The 17,789-nt window shown below is 54.1% G+C and carries 15 protein-coding genes; 14 read left to right on the forward strand and 1 reads right to left on the reverse strand.

The window, feature by feature from the left end:
• The first annotated feature begins 83 nt into the window (after nucleotides 1-83).
• Both pfkA and pyk read left to right on the forward strand, forming a co-directional pair.
• On the forward strand, nucleotides 84-1,043 hold the full coding sequence (gene pfkA, locus IC803_RS03165; protein ID WP_063165033.1) for a 6-phosphofructokinase: 960 nt from the start codon (nucleotides 84-86) through the stop codon (nucleotides 1,041-1,043).
• A 27-nt stretch (nucleotides 1,044-1,070) separates the two neighbouring features.
• Nucleotides 1,071-2,834, forward strand: a complete 1,764-nt coding sequence (pyk, locus tag IC803_RS03170) for a pyruvate kinase (protein ID WP_081208238.1) — start codon at nucleotides 1,071-1,073, stop codon at nucleotides 2,832-2,834.
• Between the two features lie 50 nt (nucleotides 2,835-2,884).
• Here the strand turns inward: pyk and ytvI are convergent, their stop codons facing one another.
• Nucleotides 2,885-4,003: a sporulation integral membrane protein YtvI gene (gene ytvI / locus IC803_RS03175; protein WP_081208240.1), complete on the reverse strand. Its 1,119-nt coding sequence runs from the start codon at nucleotides 4,001-4,003 to the stop codon at nucleotides 2,885-2,887.
• A 93-nt stretch (nucleotides 4,004-4,096) separates the two neighbouring features.
• Between ytvI and IC803_RS03180 the strand changes: the two genes are divergently transcribed.
• The 12 genes from IC803_RS03180 (at nucleotide 4,097) to speD (ending at nucleotide 17,777) form a co-directional block, all read left to right on the forward strand.
• Nucleotides 4,097-4,552 carry a DUF441 domain-containing protein gene (locus tag IC803_RS03180; protein WP_081208242.1) on the forward strand — a complete coding sequence of 152 codons (456 nt, stop codon included), beginning with the start codon at nucleotides 4,097-4,099 and terminating at the stop codon, nucleotides 4,550-4,552.
• A 266-nt stretch (nucleotides 4,553-4,818) separates the two neighbouring features.
• Nucleotides 4,819-5,937, forward strand: coding sequence for a citrate synthase (citZ, locus tag IC803_RS03185; RefSeq protein WP_081208244.1), 1,119 nt, complete (start codon nucleotides 4,819-4,821; stop codon nucleotides 5,935-5,937).
• Nucleotides 5,938-6,009: 72 nt separating this feature from the next.
• Nucleotides 6,010-7,281, forward strand: a complete 1,272-nt coding sequence (icd, locus tag IC803_RS03190) for an NADP-dependent isocitrate dehydrogenase (protein ID WP_063165038.1) — start codon at nucleotides 6,010-6,012, stop codon at nucleotides 7,279-7,281.
• Nucleotides 7,282-7,306: 25 nt separating this feature from the next.
• A complete protein-coding gene (mdh, locus tag IC803_RS03195) occupies nucleotides 7,307-8,245 on the forward strand; it encodes a malate dehydrogenase (protein ID WP_081208246.1) in 939 nt (312 codons plus the stop codon).
• Nucleotides 8,246-8,326: 81 nt separating this feature from the next.
• Nucleotides 8,327-8,794, forward strand: coding sequence for a MaoC/PaaZ C-terminal domain-containing protein (locus tag IC803_RS03200; protein ID WP_081208248.1), 468 nt, complete (start codon nucleotides 8,327-8,329; stop codon nucleotides 8,792-8,794).
• A 227-nt stretch (nucleotides 8,795-9,021) separates the two neighbouring features.
• Nucleotides 9,022-9,729, forward strand: coding sequence for a response regulator transcription factor (locus IC803_RS03205; protein WP_081208256.1), 708 nt, complete (start codon nucleotides 9,022-9,024; stop codon nucleotides 9,727-9,729).
• Nucleotides 9,722-11,473: a two-component system histidine kinase PnpS gene (gene pnpS, locus IC803_RS03210; RefSeq protein WP_081208258.1), complete on the forward strand. Its 1,752-nt coding sequence runs from the start codon at nucleotides 9,722-9,724 to the stop codon at nucleotides 11,471-11,473. The genes IC803_RS03205 and pnpS overlap by 8 nt, the downstream gene beginning before the upstream one ends.
• A 65-nt stretch (nucleotides 11,474-11,538) precedes the next feature.
• The gene (gene polA / locus IC803_RS03215) at nucleotides 11,539-14,175 is read left to right on the forward strand and encodes a DNA polymerase I (protein WP_081208260.1); all 2,637 of its coding nucleotides are present in this window, start codon (nucleotides 11,539-11,541) and stop codon (nucleotides 14,173-14,175) included.
• Nucleotides 14,176-14,396: 221 nt separating this feature from the next.
• Entirely contained in the window at nucleotides 14,397-15,221 is an 825-nt protein-coding gene (gene mutM / locus IC803_RS03220; protein ID WP_081208262.1) for a DNA-formamidopyrimidine glycosylase, read from the forward strand.
• Between the two features lie 27 nt (nucleotides 15,222-15,248).
• Nucleotides 15,249-15,854 (forward strand): dephospho-CoA kinase, encoded by a 606-nt coding sequence (coaE, locus tag IC803_RS03225; protein ID WP_081208264.1) that lies wholly within the window; start codon nucleotides 15,249-15,251, stop codon nucleotides 15,852-15,854.
• Nucleotides 15,855-15,970: 116 nt separating this feature from the next.
• Nucleotides 15,971-16,999, forward strand: coding sequence for a glyceraldehyde-3-phosphate dehydrogenase (locus IC803_RS03230; RefSeq protein ID WP_081208266.1), 1,029 nt, complete (start codon nucleotides 15,971-15,973; stop codon nucleotides 16,997-16,999).
• 403 nt (nucleotides 17,000-17,402) lie between these two features.
• Nucleotides 17,403-17,777: an adenosylmethionine decarboxylase gene (speD, locus tag IC803_RS03235; protein WP_081208268.1), complete on the forward strand. Its 375-nt coding sequence runs from the start codon at nucleotides 17,403-17,405 to the stop codon at nucleotides 17,775-17,777.
• The last annotated feature ends 12 nt before the right edge of the window (nucleotides 17,778-17,789 follow it).

Here is a 17,789-nt window from a genome sequence, read left to right on the forward strand (position 1 = left end):
TTCATGGTACATTAGGAATGTTCAAGAGCGACAGACGTATGAGGTCGGACGTGTTGAATTTGACGTAAATGAGGTGGAAAATCATGAAACGGATTGGTGTATTGACAAGCGGCGGCGACTCGCCGGGGATGAACGCCGCCATTCGTGCCGTCGTCCGCAAGGCGATTTACCACGGCGTGGAAGTGTACGGCGTCTACCATGGCTATGCAGGGCTGATCGCCGGCAACATCAAAAAGCTGGAAGTCGGCGATGTCGGCGATATTATCCACCGCGGCGGCACGATGCTCTATACGGCCCGCTGTCCGGAGTTTAAGACGGAGGAAGGGCAGAAAAAAGGGATTGAACAGCTGAAAAAGCACGGCATTGAAGGGCTCGTCGTCATCGGCGGCGACGGTTCGTACCAAGGGGCGAAAAAACTGACTGAACATGGCTTCCCGTGCGTCGGCGTGCCGGGGACGATTGATAACGACATTCCGGGCACGGATTTTACGATCGGCTTTGATACGGCGTTGAATACCGTCATTGATGCCATTGACAAAATCCGCGATACGGCCACCTCGCACGAACGGACGTACGTCATCGAAGTCATGGGCCGCCATGCCGGCGACATCGCCTTATGGTCCGGCCTTGCCGGCGGGGCGGAAACGATTTTAATTCCGGAAGCGGACTATGATATGAACGACGTCATCGCCCGCTTGAAACGCGGCCATGAGCGCGGCAAAAAACATAGCATCATCATCGTCGCCGAAGGGGTTGGCAGCGGCGTTGACTTCGGCCGGCAAATTCAAGAGGCGACCGGGTTTGAAACGCGCGTCACCGTTTTAGGGCATGTGCAGCGCGGCGGGTCGCCGACCGCGTTTGACCGCGTCTTAGCGAGCCGTCTTGGCGCCCGTGCGGTCGAGTTGCTGCTCGAAGGAAAAGGGGGCCGCTGCGTCGGCATCCAAAACAACCAGCTTGTCGACCATGACATTGCCGAAGCGTTGAGCCAGAAACATACGATCGATCAGCGGATGTATCTACTGTCAAAAGAACTGTCCATCTAATTCCCGAGGGGAAAGGAAGAAGAAACGATGAAGCGGAAAACGAAAATCGTCTGTACCATTGGGCCGGCAAGTGAAAGCGTGGACAAGCTCGTACAGCTAATTGAAGCGGGAATGAACGTGGCCCGTCTGAACTTTTCACACGGCGATCACGAGGAGCATGGACGGCGCATTGCCAACATTCGCGAGGCGGCGGAGCGGACGGGCAAAACGGTCGCCATTTTGCTCGATACGAAAGGTCCGGAAATCCGGACGCACAATATGGAAAACGGCGCGATTGAACTGAAAGAAGGGGCGAAGCTCGTCATTTCGATGAGCGAAGTGCTCGGCACGCCGGAAAAAATCTCGATCACTTATCCGGGATTGATTGACGATGTATCCGTCGGTTCGAAAATTTTGCTCGACGACGGGCTGATCGGCCTTGAGGTCAATGCGGTCGACAAACAAGCCGGAGAAATCGTGACGACCGTTTTAAACGGCGGTGTGCTGAAAAACAAAAAAGGGGTCAACGTCCCGGGCGTGCGCGTCAACTTGCCGGGGATTACCGAGAAAGACCGTGCTGACATTTTGTTTGGCATCCGCCAAGGAATCGACTTTATCGCCGCTTCGTTCGTGCGCCGGGCGTCCGATGTGCTCGAAATTCGCGAGCTGCTTGAGGCGCACGATGCCCTCCATATTCAAATTATCGCCAAAATTGAAAATGAAGAAGGCGTCGCCAACATCGACGAAATTTTAGAAGCGGCCGACGGCCTGATGGTGGCCCGCGGGGATTTAGGCGTCGAAATCCCGGCTGAAGAAGTGCCGCTCATCCAAAAGCTGTTGATCAAAAAGTGCAATATGCTCGGCAAGCCGGTCATTACGGCGACGCAAATGCTCGATTCGATGCAGCGCAATCCGCGGCCGACGCGGGCGGAAGCAAGCGACGTCGCCAACGCCATTTTTGACGGCACGGACGCTGTCATGCTTTCCGGGGAAACAGCGGCCGGCCACTACCCCGTCGAAGCGGTCAGAACGATGCACCAAATCGCGCTCCGCACCGAACAGGCGCTTGAGCACCGCGACATTTTGTCCCAGCGTACAAAAGAAAGCGCGACGACGATTACTGATGCCATCGGGCAGTCGGTCGCCCATACGGCGTTGAATTTGGATGTCGCCGCGATCGTCACGCCGACGGTGAGCGGAAAAACGCCGCAAATGGTGGCAAAATACCGCCCGAAAGCGCCGATTATCGCCGTCACTTCAAACGAGGCGGTATCGCGCCGGTTGGCTCTCGTCTGGGGCGTCTATACGAAAGAAGCGCCGCATGTGAACACGACGGATGAAATGTTGGATGTGGCCGTCGATGCGGCGGTGCGTTCCGGCTTGGTGAAGCATGGAGACTTGGTCGTCATCACGGCCGGCGTGCCGGTCGGGGAAACCGGTTCGACGAACTTAATGAAAGTGCACGTCATCAGCGATCTTCTCGCCAAAGGGCAAGGCATCGGCCGCAAATCGGCGTTCGGCAAGGCTGTTGTGGCGAAAACAGCGGAAGAAGCGCGGCAAAAAATGGTCGACGGCGGCATTTTAGTTACGATCAGCACCGATGCCGACATGATGCCGGCGATCGAAAAGGCGGCGGCGATCATTACGGAGGAAGGCGGGCTGACAAGCCATGCTGCGGTTGTCGGCTTAAGCCTTGGCATTCCGGTCGTCGTCGGGGTGACCAACGCGACAAGTTTGTTTAAAGACGGGCAGGAAATTACCGTCGACGGCGGGTTTGGCGCTGTCTATCGCGGCCATGCGAGCGTCTTGTAATGCGGTTGTCGACCAACGAAAACAGCCTTGGCCATAAGCCAAGGCTGTTTTTATGAGACCGGCTTGCCGATGATAAAGCGCCAAATGTCGCGAAAGACGTTGGCGCTATGGAGCGTGCGGATAATGACGAGCGCGACCGGACCGGCGATCAGTCCGAGAAAGCCGAGCAGCTTGAAGCCGACAAACAAGGCGATGAGCGTCGCGAGCGGGTCAAGGCCGATCGATGAGGAGAGCACTTTCGGCTCCATAATTTGCCGTTGGACGAGAACGACGATATACAACACGCCGAGCCCGATCGCAAACGGGATGTCGCCGCTGACCGCCGCGTAAATGATCCAAGGAACAAACACAATCCCCGTCCCTAAGTAGGGCAAAATATCAACGAACCCGATGATCAAGGCGATCGTAATGGCGTAATCGACGCGCAAAATAAGCAAGCCGATCAGCACGATGACCGTCGTAATCGAAATGAGCGTCGCCTGCGCTTTAATAAAGCCAAACAGCGCCCGCTTCAAGTCAAGAAACACCGTTTTTCCGCTCGCGCGGGCTTTCGCCGGCAGCCATTGCTGCACCATCCGCATAAGGCGATGCCAGTCTTTGCTGATGAAAAATGTCGCGAGCAGCGAAAAAATAAAAACTGTCGCCGCGTTCGGCAGCCAGGCAAGAAGCTGTGGAATGTTTTGCAGCACGCGCTGGATAAATTCGCCGACCGTCGTCGCGATTTGCGCCCCGACCGCCTGGATGTTTTGCATGATCGTATCTTGCTGGTTGGCGTTTAAGCTTTTAAACAAGACGGCCAAGTCTTGATAGAGCGGGATGAGCTGATTGGCGGCAAACGACTCCATATACGTGATGAGCGCCTGGAATTTTTCCGGCACAACGTCGGCCAAGTATTGCGTTCCGGAAACGATTTCGGCAATTAACAGCGTCACAATGCCAGCAACGGCGGCAAACAGGACGATCAACGTAATGCTGACGGCGAGCCAGCGCGGCATTTTCGCCTTTCGCTCCAAAAAATCGACGAGCGGATTGATGAAAAGAGCGATAAAAAAGGCAATAATAAACGGGTACGTCACCGCCGAGACATAGTAGACGGCAATGGCGCCGAACACAACGGCGGCGATGACAATGAGCAAGCGCAAAAAACGGTCGACATAGACTCGGGACAATGTTTCACCCCCAACGGTTCTCCATACTGATATATTACATGTTTCTTTACGAAGAAGCAAAAAGACAAGTTTCAGAGGAAAGGGCGGACGATCGTGAACGAACCAGTGCTATTTCTGCTTGTGTTGTTAGTGATCGGGATGTTGGCGAAAAATCAGTCGCTCATCATCGCCATTGTGGTGTTGCTGGCCATCAAGTTGTTCGGGTTGGATGGGCGGTTGCTGACAGCCATTCAGTCGAAAGGAATCAACTGGGGGGTTACGGTCATTACGATTGCGGTGCTGGCACCGATCGCCGCGGGAGAGATCGGTTTTAAGCAGCTCATCGGCTCGCTGCAGTCCATGGCGGCCTGGATTGCGCTCTTATCCGGCGTTTTTGTGGCGTTAATTGCCAAAGGCGGCGTGACGCTTTTGGCCAATGATCCGCACATCACGGCGGCGCTCGTGCTCGGCACGGTCATTGCCGTATCGCTGTTTCACGGGGTAGCCGTCGGGCCGTTAATAGGCGCAGGCATTGCCTATACGGTCATAAAAATGGTAGAATATTTTTGAAGCTGGGGCGAGAATCGTTATTCCTGTGTAATAATCTTTTGCCAAATGGATGCATTCCCATTCACAAAAGTCTGATAATTGTTTATAATAATAGGCGTAAGCAAGTTTTCGGGTCAAGCAACACGCACGCTGCCGCAGCAGGGCGGCAGCCGATGCGGCAATGTAAGCACTTTCGTGTGCGGATTTGTTTTTGCATCCATTTCGAGCAAGCGCTCACCAGCCGCCCAGCGGCAAGGCAGGAATTATGAAGAAAAGGGGAGATTCATATGACGGTAACCCGCGGTTTAGAAGGGGTTGTGGCAACGACCTCAAGCATCAGCTCGATCATCGACGATACATTGACGTATGTCGGCTATGACATTGACGATTTAGCAGAAAACGCTTCCTTCGAAGAGGTCATTTATTTGCTCTGGCATCGGGTGCTGCCGACAAAAGAGCAGCTGGCTGAGCTGAAACAGCAGCTTGCTGAAAATGCGGCCATTCCGAACGAAATCATTGAGCATTTTAAATTATATCCGATCGATCAAGTGCACCCGATGGCGGCGTTGCGCACGGCGATCTCGCTTCTCGGCCTCTATGATGAAGAGGCGGACGTCATGACGAAAGAGGCAAACTATCGGAAAGCGATTCGCCTGCAGGCGAAAATCCCGACGATCGTCACCGCATTCGCCCGCGTGCGCAAAGGATTGGAACCGGTTGCGCCGCGCAAAGATTTAAGCTTTGCCGCCAATTTCTTGTACATGCTCACCGGTGAGGAGCCGAACGAGATTGCGGAGGAGGCGTTCAACAAGGCGCTCGTGCTTCATGCGGACCATGAGCTGAACGCGTCGACGTTCACGGCGCGCGTCTGCGTGGCGACGCTGTCAGACATTTATTCCGGCATCACCGCTGCGATCGGTGCGTTAAAAGGGCCGCTTCACGGCGGGGCGAACGAAGCGGTCATGAAAATGTTGACGGAAATCGGCACGGTCGATAACGTTGAGCCGTACATCCGCGGAAAACTGGCCAACAAAGAGAAAATCATGGGCTTTGGCCACCGCGTCTACCGGAAAGGCGATCCGCGCGCCAAGCATTTGAAAAAAATGTCGGAAAAGCTGACGAAGCTAGTCGGTGAACCGCACTGGTATGAAATGTCGACGAAAATTGAAGAGATCGTCACATCGGAAAAAGCGTTGCCGCCGAACGTTGACTTTTATTCCGCCTCGGTTTACCATTGTTTAGGAATCGATCATGATTTATTTACGCCGATTTTTGCCGTGAGCCGGACATCGGGATGGCTGGCCCATATTTTAGAGCAATACGACAACAACCGTCTCATTCGTCCGCGCGCGGAATACACCGGCCCGGGCAAGCAGGTGTACGTTCCGATCGAACACCGCGGCTAAACAAGTGGACAAGGCGGTGAAGGCAAGCCCTTCACGCCTTTTCAATAAAAAATGGCATTGGGGGTTTTACTCGTGACGCAAGGGGAAAAAATTACTGTCACCAATGGTGTGCTCAACGTTCCAAACAATCCGATCATTCCGTTCATTGAAGGGGACGGAACCGGCCCAGACATTTGGGCAGCTGCTTCGCGCGTGCTCGAAGCAGCGGTGGAAAAAGCGTACAAAGGCGAGAAGAAAATCGTCTGGAAGGAAGTGCTCGCCGGTGAAAAGGCGTATAAACTGACGGGCAGCTGGCTTCCAGATGAAACGCTTGAGACGATCCGCGAATACATAATCGCCATTAAAGGGCCGTTGACGACTCCGGTCGGCGGCGGCATCCGCTCGCTGAACGTGGCGCTCCGCCAAGAGCTCGACTTGTTCGTCTGCCTCCGCCCGGTCCGCTACTTCCAAGGCGTTCCGTCGCCGGTCAAACGGCCGGAAGATACCGACATGGTTATTTTCCGCGAAAACACGGAAGACATTTACGCCGGCATCGAGTATGCGAAAGGCACGCCGGAAGTGAAAAAAGTGATCGACTTTTTGCAAAACGAAATGGGTGTGCGCAAAATCCGCTTCCCGGAAACGTCCGGCATCGGCATCAAGCCGATTTCTGAAGAGGGAACGAAGCGGCTCGTGCGCGCGGCGATCAACTATGCGATCGAACACGGCCGCAAATCGGTCACGCTCGTCCATAAAGGGAACATTATGAAGTTCACCGAAGGGGCGTTTAAAAACTGGGGCTACGAGCTGGCTGAACAAGAGTTCGGCGATAAAGTGTTCACATGGGCGCAATACGACCGCATCGTTGAAGCGGAAGGAAAAGAAGCGGCGAACAAAGCGCTGGCGGACGCGGAAGCGAACGGCAAAATCATCATTAAAGACGCCATCGCCGACATCTTCCTGCAGCAAATTTTGACCCGCCCGCGCGAGTTTGATGTCATCGCGACAATGAACTTAAACGGCGACTACATTTCCGACGCGCTCGCGGCCCAAGTCGGCGGCATCGGCATCGCGCCGGGGGCGAACATCAACTATGAAACCGGACATGCCATTTTCGAAGCGACGCACGGAACGGCGCCGAAATATGCGGGGCTTGACAAAGTCAATCCGTCGTCCGTCATTTTGTCCGGCGTCATGATGTTTGAGCATCTCGGCTGGAATGAAGCGGCTAAATTGATTATTCAAGCCATGGAAAAAACGATTGCGTCCAAAGTTGTAACGTACGATTTTGCCCGCCTGATGGAAGGGGCAACCGAAGTGAAATGTTCCGAGTTTGCTGATGCGCTCATCCGCAATATGGACTAACCTTTAATGAAAGGGATGGCAAACGATGGCGATGAAACGGAAAAAAATCTCGGTCATTGGCGCCGGATTTACGGGGGCGACGACGGCGTTCCTTTTGGCGCAAAAAGAGCTTGGCGACATCGTGCTTGTCGACATTCCACAGCTTGAGAATCCGACGAAAGGGAAAGCGCTCGATATGCTCGAGTCGAGCCCGGTGCTCGGCTTTGACGCGAACATTGTCGGCACATCGGATTACGCCGACACGGCGGATTCCGACATCGTCGTCATTACGGCCGGCATCGCCCGCAAGCCGGGAATGAGCCGTGACGACTTAGTGACGACAAACCAAAAAATTATGAAACAGGTGACGAAAGAAGTCGTCAAATACTCGCCAAACTGCTACATCATTGTCTTGACGAATCCCGTCGATGCGATGACGTATACGGTCTTTAAGGAGTCGGGATTCCCGAAAAACCGCGTCATCGGCCAATCGGGCGTCCTCGATACGGCGCGCTTCCGGACGTTCGTCGCCCAAGAGCTGAACGTTTCAGTAAAAGACGTCACCGGGTTTGTGCTGGGCGGCCATGGCGATGACATGGTGCCGCTTGTCCGCTACTCATATGCCGGCGGCATTCCGCTCGAAACGTTGATTCCAAAAGACCGTCTTGACGCCATCGTTGAGCGGACGCGCAAAGGCGGCGGTGAAATCGTCAACCTGCTTGGCAACGGCAGCGCCTACTATGCGCCGGCTGCCTCGCTTGTTGAAATGGTCGAGGCGATTTTGAAAGACCAACGCCGCATTTTGCCGGCGATCGCCTACCTCGAAGGCGAATACGGCTATGAAGGCATTTATTTGGGCGTGCCGACGATCCTTGGCGGCAACGGCATCGAGAAAGTGATCGAGCTTGAGCTGACCGAGGACGAAAAAGCGGCGCTCGCCAAGTCGGTCGAGTCGGTCAAAAACGTCATGCGCGTGTTAGAATAACGATAAAGCAAAAATTCGGGCGTTGTCCCGAATTTTTGCGCCTTCTCTTTGAAAGCGTTTTCTATACAAAGGGGTGGGAACGTGTTAAAAAAACGGAAGCTAGGGAGAACGATCGGGGAAATTCAACCCGGAGAAAAGCTTGTCTTCCAGGCGGCTATCGAAGATAAAGATTTGCTTCTTTATCTCGGGCTGACCGATGATGCGAATCCGCTTTACATTCAGCATGACTACGCTTCACAGACACCGCTCGGGAAGCCGATCGTCCCGTCCGTCATGCTGGCGGGGATGATCACGTCAGCAGTCTCCAAATATTTGCCGGGTCCAGGAAGCTACATTACGCGTCAAGATCTTCGCTTTCTCCGCCCGGTCTACCATTATGAAACGCTCGAATTTTTGCTAGAAGTGGCAGAGGTCGACGAGGCGGGTCACTGTGTCACATTGACCGTGGCGGCGACACGCGGTGAGGAGACGGTGCTTGACGGAACGCTGTCCGTCTGTCCGCCGCATGCGCTGCCGCGCTTTGACGGCCGCGTGTTAGAGAATTTTTGACAGAAAGAGAAAACGAGGCTGATCGGGACTGTCTTTCTAGGGCAGTCTCGTCCCTTGTTGACAAAACGATCATTGTCCTCTCCGAAAACGGCAAACAAAAGGTTAGAGGCTGTTCTTCGCGGGTAAGCCGACCGTCGAAAGAACAGCCTCTTTCATTTTTTGACGAGTTAAAGCACGAATTATGGTATGATAAAAACGAGAGATATTGGACGGGATGGAGGCATAGCATGGGAAAAAAAATTTTAGTTGTCGATGATGAGCAGCCGATTGTGACGCTTTTGTCTTACAATTTGGAGAAAGCCGGTTTTCAAGTCGCTGTCGCCTACGACGGCGAAGAGGCGCTTGTCAAGGTGGCGTCTGAGCAGCCGGCGCTGATCATTTTGGACTTGATGCTGCCAAAGCTTGACGGTGTCGAAGTGTGCAAACAGCTTCGCCAGCAGCAAATCATGACGCCGATTTTAATGTTGACGGCGCGGGATGATGAATTTGACAAAGTGCTCGGCCTTGAGCTTGGCGCGGATGATTACATGACGAAACCGTTCAGCCCGCGCGAAGTCGTCGCGCGTGTGAAGGCGATTTTGCGCCGCACCGAGTTTGTCCCCGCGGCGGCCGAATCGGGCGAACGGATCGCCATCGGCGAGCTGGAGATTTTCCCGGAGCGATACGAAGCGGCGATCGGCGGCAAGACGCTTGAGCTGACGCCAAAAGAATTTGAGCTGCTTCTTCACTTGGCGCGGCATAAAGGGCGGGTGTTGACGCGCGATCAATTGCTCAGCGCGGTCTGGAACTACGACTTTGCCGGCGATACGCGCATTGTTGACGTCCATATCAGCCATTTGCGCGAGAAAATTGAGGAAGATACGAAAAAACCGGCGTACATTAAAACGGTGCGCGGCCTCGGCTACAAATTGGAGGAGCCGAAGCGGCATGAATAGCTTCCGCACCCGGCTTCTGTTTTGGCTCGTAACGCTCATTGTCACCGTCTTGATCGCCCTTGGCCTTTTGCTTGGACAAGTGCTCAAGGACTTTTATGCCGAGACGATGAACAAGCGGATGGAAAAAGAAGCGAAAGCGCTCGCCATTTTGCTTGAAAATGAGCCGCTTGAGCAAATTCGCGCGGACTTGCAGGAAATGGGGGATGAGCTGTCGTCGCGCATCACGGTGCTCGATCGCCAAGAGCGGCTGCGGTTTGACAGCGGGCGCATCGCGGCGATCAGCGACGAAGACCACGAGCGCATCATCCGCACCATTTTGCATAAAAAGCAGTTTCCCCGCTTTTCGGTGATCGAGAAAGCGAACGACGTGTACTACTATATTGCTCCGTATGGGCGCGGCGGCGAGCGGGGCGGATATGTCATTTTAAGCACGCCGACGAGTTCGCTGAAAAAAGTGAACCAGCAAATTTGGGGCGTGCTCATCAGCAGCCTTGGCATGGCGCTCGTCGTTATCGTTGCTCTCGGCTGGAAGATCGCCAACCAATATATGGGGCCGATTGAGGCGGCGACCAAAGTGGCGTTTGAGCTCGAAAAAGGCAATTATGCCGCTCGGGTGCCTGATGGCGAATATAAAGAAGCCGGCATGCTTGTCCGCTCCATCAACCGGCTTGCCCGCAACTTGCAGGAAATGAGCCGGGCGCGGGAAATCCAAACCGACCGGCTCCATACGCTCATCGAAAACGTCGGCAGCGGCTTGTTGTTTATCGACCACCGCGGGCATATCCATTTGATCAACCGCGCGTTCCAAACGTATTTTCATCTTGAGCCGTCCGCTTGTTTGTACCGTCCGTATGCCGATGTGCTGCCACACCGCGACATTGTCAAATTGATTGATGATATTTTTATCACCGAAACAGCGATGCGCCGGCACATGCGGTTGACGATCGGCATTGAACGGAAGCATTTCGACGTGTACGGCGCCCCGATTATCGGGACGAATGCCGAATGGAAAGGGATCGTCGCAGTGTTCCATGACATTACCGAATTGAAGCGGCTCGAGCAAATTCGCAAAGACTTTGTCGCCAACGTTTCACACGAGCTGAAAACGCCGGTCACCTCCATTAAAGGGTTCGCCGAGACGCTGCTTGACGGGGCGATGAAAGACGAAGAGGCGCTAGAGCACTTTTTGACGATTATTTTAAAGGAAAGCGAGCGGCTGCAAACGCTCGTTGAAGAGCTGCTCGATTTGTCGAAAATTGAGCAGCACGGATTTCAGCTGCTGCTCGATGACGTTAACGTCGCCGAAGTGACGGCCGAGGCGGTGGCCGTGTTTCGTCAAAAGGCGGAGGAAAAACAAATCGACTTGCGCGCCGAAGCGCCGCCATGGCTTGTCATCCGCGGCGACCGAAATCGGCTGAAGCAAATTTTGCTCAACTTGCTCGCAAACGCCATCGCTTATACGCCGGAACATGGGCAAGTGGCCGTCGAAGCGGAAGAAAACGAGCGGGAAGTGCTCATTCGGGTAAAAGATACGGGCATTGGCATCGAAGAGAAGGAAATTCCCCGCATTTTTGAGCGTTTTTACCGCGTTGACAAGGCGCGCAGCCGCGATTCCGGCGGAACGGGGTTAGGTCTTTCAATCGTCAAACATTTGGTGGAGGCTCATCACGGCCATATTACGGTAGCGAGCGAAGTCGGGCGCGGCACCGTGTTTACGATTCATTTTCCAAAGCCGGAGCGGTAGCCGGCTTCTTTTTTTATGGCGGGCCGCCGGCATGGTACAATAGAACAAGGAGCGTTCGAGGAGGGATGAGATTGAAGAAAAAACTCGTTTTAATTGACGGCAACAGCGTGGCGTACCGCGCCTTTTTCGCCTTGCCGCTTTTGCATAACGACAAAGGCATTCATACGAATGCAGTTTACGGGTTTACGATGATGTTGAACAAAATGTTGGCCGAAGAACGGCCGACCCACTTGCTGGTGGCGTTTGACGCCGGAAAAACGACGTTTCGCCATGAAACGTTTCAAGAGTATAAAGGCGGGCGGCAGCAGACCCCTCCGGAACTGTCCGAGCAGTTTCCGCTGTTGCGCGAGCTGTTAAACGCGTACCGTATCCCCGCCTATGAACTCGACCGTTATGAAGCGGACGATATTATCGGGACGCTTGCCGCCCGCGCTGAGCAGGAAGGGTTTGAAGTGAAAGTCATTTCCGGCGACCGCGATTTAACCCAGCTCGCCTCCCCTCATGTGACGGTCGATATTACGAAAAAAGGGATCACCGATATCGAGCCGTACACGCCGGAAACCGTCGAGGAGAAATACGGCTTGACTCCGGAGCAAATTGTCGATTTAAAAGGGCTGATGGGCGATAAGTCGGACAACATCCCTGGCGTTCCGGGCATCGGGGAAAAAACAGCGGTCAAGCTGCTGAAGCAATTTGGCACGGTCGAAAACGTGCTCGCATCGATCGATGAGATCAAAGGGGAAAAGCTGAAAGAAAACTTGCGCCAGTACCGGGATTTGGCGCTCTTAAGCAAACAGCTGGCGGCCATTCGCCGCGACGCCCCGGTTGAGCTGTCGCTCGATGACATCATCTACGAAGGCCAAGACCGGGAAAAAGTGATCGCGTTATTTAAAGAGCTCGGGTTTCAGTCGTTTTTGGAAAAAATGGATGCGCCGACAGCAGAAGACGAGACGCCGCTTATGGAGATGGAGTTTGTCGCCGCTGACGGCATCACTGACGAGATGCTTGCCGACAAGGCGGCGCTTGTCGTTGAGGTGATGGAAGAAAACTATCACGATGCCCCGATTGTCGGAATCGCGCTAGTGAACGAGCACGGGCGTTTTTTCCTGCGTGCGGAGATGGCGCTTGCGGATCCGCAATTTGTGGCATGGCTTGCCGATGAGACAAAGAAAAAAAGCATGTTTGACGCCAAGCGGGCTTCAGTTGCCTTAAAGTGGAAAGGAATTGAACTGCGCGGCGTCGCCTTTGACTTATTGCTCGCTGCCTATTTGCTCAACCCGGCTCAAGATGCCGGCGATGTTGCTGCGGTGGCGAAAATGAAACAATATGAAGCGGTGCGGCCGGATGAAGCGGTCTATGGCAAAGGCGCCAAGCGGTCGCTGCCCGACGAGCCGACGCTTGCTGAGCATCTCGTCCGCAAAGCGGCGGCCATTTGGGCGCTGGAACGGCCGTTTCTGGACGAATTGCGAAGCAACGAGCAAGACGAGTTGTTAATAAAGCTCGAACAGCCGCTGGCAACCATTTTGGCTGAAATGGAGTTTACTGGAGTAAAAGTGGATACAAAGCGGCTTGAGCAGATGGGTTCCGAGCTCGCCGAGCAGCTAGGTGCCGTCGAGCAGCGCATTTATGAGCTGGCTGGTCAAGAGTTTAACATCAACTCGCCAAAACAGCTCGGGATCATTTTATTTGAAAAGCTGCAGCTGCCGGTGCTGAAGAAAACGAAAACGGGCTATTCGACCTCGGCCGATGTGCTTGAGAAGCTCGCGCCCCACCATGAAATCGTCGAAAACATTTTGCATTACCGCCAGCTTGGCAAGCTGCAGTCGACGTATATCGAAGGATTGTTGAAAGTCGTGCACCATGATACGGGCAAAGTGCATACGATGTTCAACCAAGCGCTGACGCAAACCGGGCGGCTCAGCTCGGCCGAGCCGAACTTGCAAAACATCCCGATTCGTCTCGAAGAAGGGCGGAAAATCCGCCAGGCGTTCGTCCCGTCAGAGCCGGGCTGGCTCATTTTCGCCGCCGATTACTCGCAAATCGAACTGCGCGTCCTCGCCCATATCGCCGATGACGACAATTTAATCGAAGCGTTCCGGCGCGATTTGGATATTCATACAAAAACGGCGATGGACATCTTCCATGTGAGCGAAGAGGAAGTCACGGCCACTATGCGCCGTCAGGCAAAGGCGGTGAATTTCGGCATCGTTTACGGAATCAGCGATTATGGACTGGCGCAAAATTTGAACATTACGCGCAAAGAAGCCGCCGAATTTATTGAACGTTACTTTGCCAGCTTTCCGGGCGTGAAGCGGTATATGGAAACCATTGTGCAAGAAGCGAAACAGAAAGGATATGTAACGACGCTGTTGCACCGGCGCCGTTATTTGCCTGATATTACAAGCCGCAACTTCAACGTCCGCAGCTTTGCTGAGCGGACGGCGATGAACACGCCGATTCAAGGAAGCGCCGCTGACATTATTAAAAAGGCGATGATCGATTTAGCAGCGCGGCTGAAAGAAGAGCGGCTGCAGGCGCGCCTGTTGCTGCAAGTGCATGACGAGCTCATTTTGGAAGCGCCAAAAGAGGAAATGGAGCGGCTATGCCAGCTCGTTCCGGAGGTGATGGAGCAGGCGGTCGAGCTCCGCGTGCCGCTGAAAGTCGATTATCATTACGGCCCGACATGGTATGACGCCAAATGAGGTGTATGTGCCCGGGCGCCAACCGGTGATGCGCGCAGGCTGCCGCTAATCGAAAAAAGGCTTCCCAAAGCCGGGCTGAGGTCAATATGGAAAGATGCCGAGTCGGCGCCAATCAAGAGAACCGTCCTTGCCCGAGTCCGGACGCCGGTGGACGGCAAGGAAGAAGCCTTGCATATTCATGAGTGTACAGGCAAACGAGCAAAAAGAAAGGAGGGGGCGTGATGCCGGAATTGCCGGAAGTGGAAACGATCCGCCGCACGCTGTTGCCGCTTGTTGTTGGCAAAACGATTACAGATGTCCATGTTTTTTGGCCGAACATTATCCGCCATCCGCAAGATCCGAAGGCGTTTGCCGCAAGGCTTGTCGGACAGGCGGTGCGCGGCATCGATCGGCGTGGGAAATTTTTGAAGTTTTTGCTTGACCGTGATATGCTCGTTTCCCATTTGCGCATGGAAGGGCGTTACACCGTCGCCGGCGCACATGAACCGCTTGATGCGCATACGCACGTCGTGTTCCGCTTCACGGACGGCAGCGAACTCCGTTACCGCGATGTGCGCAAGTTCGGAACGATGCATGTGTACGCGAAGGAGGAGGGCGACCGCCGGCCGCCGCTTGATCAGTTGGGGCCGGAGCCGCTATCCCCGGCGTTTTCCCCGGCCGTGTTGGCGGAACGGGCTGCGAAAACGAAGCGGACCGTGAAGGCGTTGTTGCTTGACCAAACGGTCGTCGCTGGGTTTGGCAACATTTACGTTGATGAATCGCTGTTTCGCGCCGGCATTCTTCCCGAACGGTCGGCCGCTTCGCTGACGGACGAAGAAATCAAGCGGCTGCATGAACAGATGGTCGCAACGATCGGCGAGGCGGTCATGAAAGGGGGAAGCACGGTGCGAACGTACGCCAACACGCAAGGGGAAGCCGGCACGTTTCAGCATAGCTTGTTCGTCTACGGCCGCAAAGGGGAACCGTGCAAACAGTGCGGAACCCCGATTGAAAAAACGGTCGTCGCCGGCCGCGGCACGCACTATTGCCCGAACTGCCAACGGTAGGCGGCAAACAAAAAGGAGAGAAGTCCAATGGCATTAACGATCGGGTTGACCGGCGGAATCGCAAGCGGCAAAAGTACGGTCAGCGCCATGATGCGCGAACTCGGCCTTCCGGTCATTGACGCGGATGAGGCGGCACGCGCTGTCGTCGAACCGGGGGAAGAGGCGTATCGGCAAATCGTCGCCGTCTTCGGTCCGGACGTTTTACAGGAGAACGGCGAGATCGACCGGGGAAAACTCGGGGCGATCGTCTTCAACAACGAACAAGAACGGAAAAAGCTGAACGCCATCGTCCATCCGGCTGTGCGCCGAAAAATGCTTGCGGAAAAAGAGGCGCTCGTCCGTTCCGGGGCCAAAACGGTCGTATTGGATATTCCGCTCTTATTTGAAAGCGGACTGACCGATTGGGTAGACAGGGTGCTCGTCGTTTACGTCGACGATGATGTCCAGCTTCGCCGCCTCATGGCGCGAAACGGCTTCACCGAGGAGGAGGCGCTCGCCCGCATCCGCGCCCAGTGGCCGCTCGAAGAAAAAGTGAAACGGGCCGATGCGGTCATTGACAATAATGGAACAATGGAAGAGACGCGCCGACAGCTATTGTCGATTTTACAACAATGGGACGCCTTGGAAAAATAGGCGTCTTTTTTGTTTGTTTTTTGCCATTTTGTTCTCCACATTTTCAAAAAATATGATATACTATTTATACGGATATGAACAAATAGTATAACATATATGAGAGGAGAACAAGGTGAATGAAGGCGAAAGTGGCGATTAACGGATTCGGACGAATTGGACGGATGGTATTCCGGAGAGCCATCGATTCCCCTGATCTTGATATTGTGGCGGTCAATGCCAGCTATCCGCCCGAAACGTTAGCCCATTTAGTGAAATATGACTCGAACCACGGCAAGTTTGACGGGGATGTCGCTCCCTTAGAAGACGGCCTGCTTGTCAACGGGAAAAAAGTGAAGCTATTAAACTCGCGCGATCCGCAGCAACTGCCGTGGAAAGAGCTTGATATCGATATCGTCATCGAAGCGACCGGCAAATTTAACGCTCGCGAAAAAGCGAGTCTCCACTTAGACGCCGGGGCGAAGCGCGTCATTTTGACCGCCCCAGGCAAAAATGAGGATGTGACGATCGTCGTTGGCGTCAACGAGCAGATGCTTGATATCGACCGCCATTTCATCATTTCGAACGCGTCGTGCACGACGAACTGCCTGGCGCCGGTTGTCAAAGTGCTTGACGAGGCATTCGGCATTGAAAACGGGCTGATGACGACCGTTCATGCCTATACGAACGACCAAAAAAATATTGACAACCCGCATAAAGATTTGCGCCGCGCCCGTTCATGCGCGCAATCGATCATCCCGACGACGACCGGGGCCGCAAAAGCGCTTGGCTTAGTGTTGCCGCATTTAAAAGGAAAGCTTCACGGCATGGCGCTGCGCGTCCCGACGCCGAACGTCTCGCTTGTCGATTTGGTCGTCGACGTCAAACGGGATGTGACGATTGATGAAGTGAACGAGGCGTTGCTTCGCGCGGCCAACGGTCCGCTGAAGGGCATTTTAGATTTTACGATGGAACCGCTTGTGTCGATTGATTTCAACACGAATCCGCATTCAGCGATCATTGACGGTTTGTCGACGATGGTCATCGACGGACGGAAGGTGAAAGTGCTCGCTTGGTATGATAACGAATGGGGCTATTCGTGCCGCGTCGTCGACTTGACCCGTCTTGTCGCCGCCAAAATGAACGAGCGTCTGCACGTCAATGCGTAATGACTCCGCCGGCCATCCGCCGGCTTATATTTCATCATCCCGAATCGGGAAGAGCCACGCTTCCTGGCGTGACTGTAGGCAGGAGAGCGTACCGCGGCCAGTTGCCCGAAAGCGCACCGCAAGGCCCATCCGATCCGCTTCCGAAAGCGCCCCGGCCGACGTCGATCGGCTTGGGCGTTTTTCCTTTTCTTATGTAAAAAAAATTAAAAAAGCCTGTTGCAAAAACCCCCTAAACAAAGTATACTATGTTTCGTGAACTTCTTAAGGGCAAAGGTAATGTGACTACTTAAAGGGTTAGGACCTCTTAGGACTAACTTTCCCCCGTGGTAGTTATACATGCCATTTTGCAAACGACAATCTGTTTTTTTATTTGAGAAAATTGGTTAAAAGGGGGATTCTTTGCATGGATACGATGGGTCGTCACGTTATCTCGGAACTTTGGGGATGCGACTTTGACAAGCTGAATGATATCAATTTTATTGAAAAAACGTTCGTCGACGCCGCATTAAAGTCAGGGGCGGAAATTCGCGAAGTCGCGTTCCATAAATTCGCTCCACAAGGCGTAAGCGGAGTCGTCATTATTTCAGAATCGCATTTGACGATTCACACGTTCCCCGAACATGGCTATGCGAGCATTGATGTGTATACATGCGGCCATTTAGACCCGACGATTGCCGCTGACTACATCGCGGAAAAGCTCGGCGCGCAAACGCGGGAAACGATCGAACTTCCGCGCGGCATGCGTCCAATCGAAGTGAAAAAGGCGCACGCGCTGTAATTCCATAACGGC

This window comes from Geobacillus sp. 46C-IIa (assembly GCF_014679505.1).
In the GTDB taxonomy this organism is placed as follows: domain Bacteria; phylum Bacillota; class Bacilli; order Bacillales; family Anoxybacillaceae; genus Geobacillus.

What these genes read in the sequence shown, in the direction of transcription:
- pfkA (WP_063165033.1), top strand. Translation starts at nt 84, where the DNA reads ATGAAACGGATTGGTGTATTGACAAGCGGCGGCGACTCGCCGGGGATG.
- pyk (WP_081208238.1), top strand. Translation starts at nt 1,071, where the DNA reads ATGAAGCGGAAAACGAAAATCGTCTGTACCATTGGGCCGGCAAGTGAA.
- citZ (WP_081208244.1), top strand. Translation starts at nt 4,819, where the DNA reads ATGACGGTAACCCGCGGTTTAGAAGGGGTTGTGGCAACGACCTCAAGC.
- mdh (WP_081208246.1), top strand. Translation starts at nt 7,307, where the DNA reads ATGGCGATGAAACGGAAAAAAATCTCGGTCATTGGCGCCGGATTTACG.
- IC803_RS03205 (WP_081208256.1), top strand. Translation starts at nt 9,022, where the DNA reads ATGGGAAAAAAAATTTTAGTTGTCGATGATGAGCAGCCGATTGTGACG.
- pnpS (WP_081208258.1), top strand. Translation starts at nt 9,722, where the DNA reads ATGAATAGCTTCCGCACCCGGCTTCTGTTTTGGCTCGTAACGCTCATT.
- polA (WP_081208260.1), top strand. Translation starts at nt 11,539, where the DNA reads ATGAGATTGAAGAAAAAACTCGTTTTAATTGACGGCAACAGCGTGGCG.
- mutM (WP_081208262.1), top strand. Translation starts at nt 14,397, where the DNA reads ATGCCGGAATTGCCGGAAGTGGAAACGATCCGCCGCACGCTGTTGCCG.
- coaE (WP_081208264.1), top strand. Translation starts at nt 15,249, where the DNA reads ATGGCATTAACGATCGGGTTGACCGGCGGAATCGCAAGCGGCAAAAGT.
- IC803_RS03230 (WP_081208266.1), top strand. Translation starts at nt 15,971, where the DNA reads ATGAAGGCGAAAGTGGCGATTAACGGATTCGGACGAATTGGACGGATG.
- speD (WP_081208268.1), top strand. Translation starts at nt 17,403, where the DNA reads ATGGATACGATGGGTCGTCACGTTATCTCGGAACTTTGGGGATGCGAC.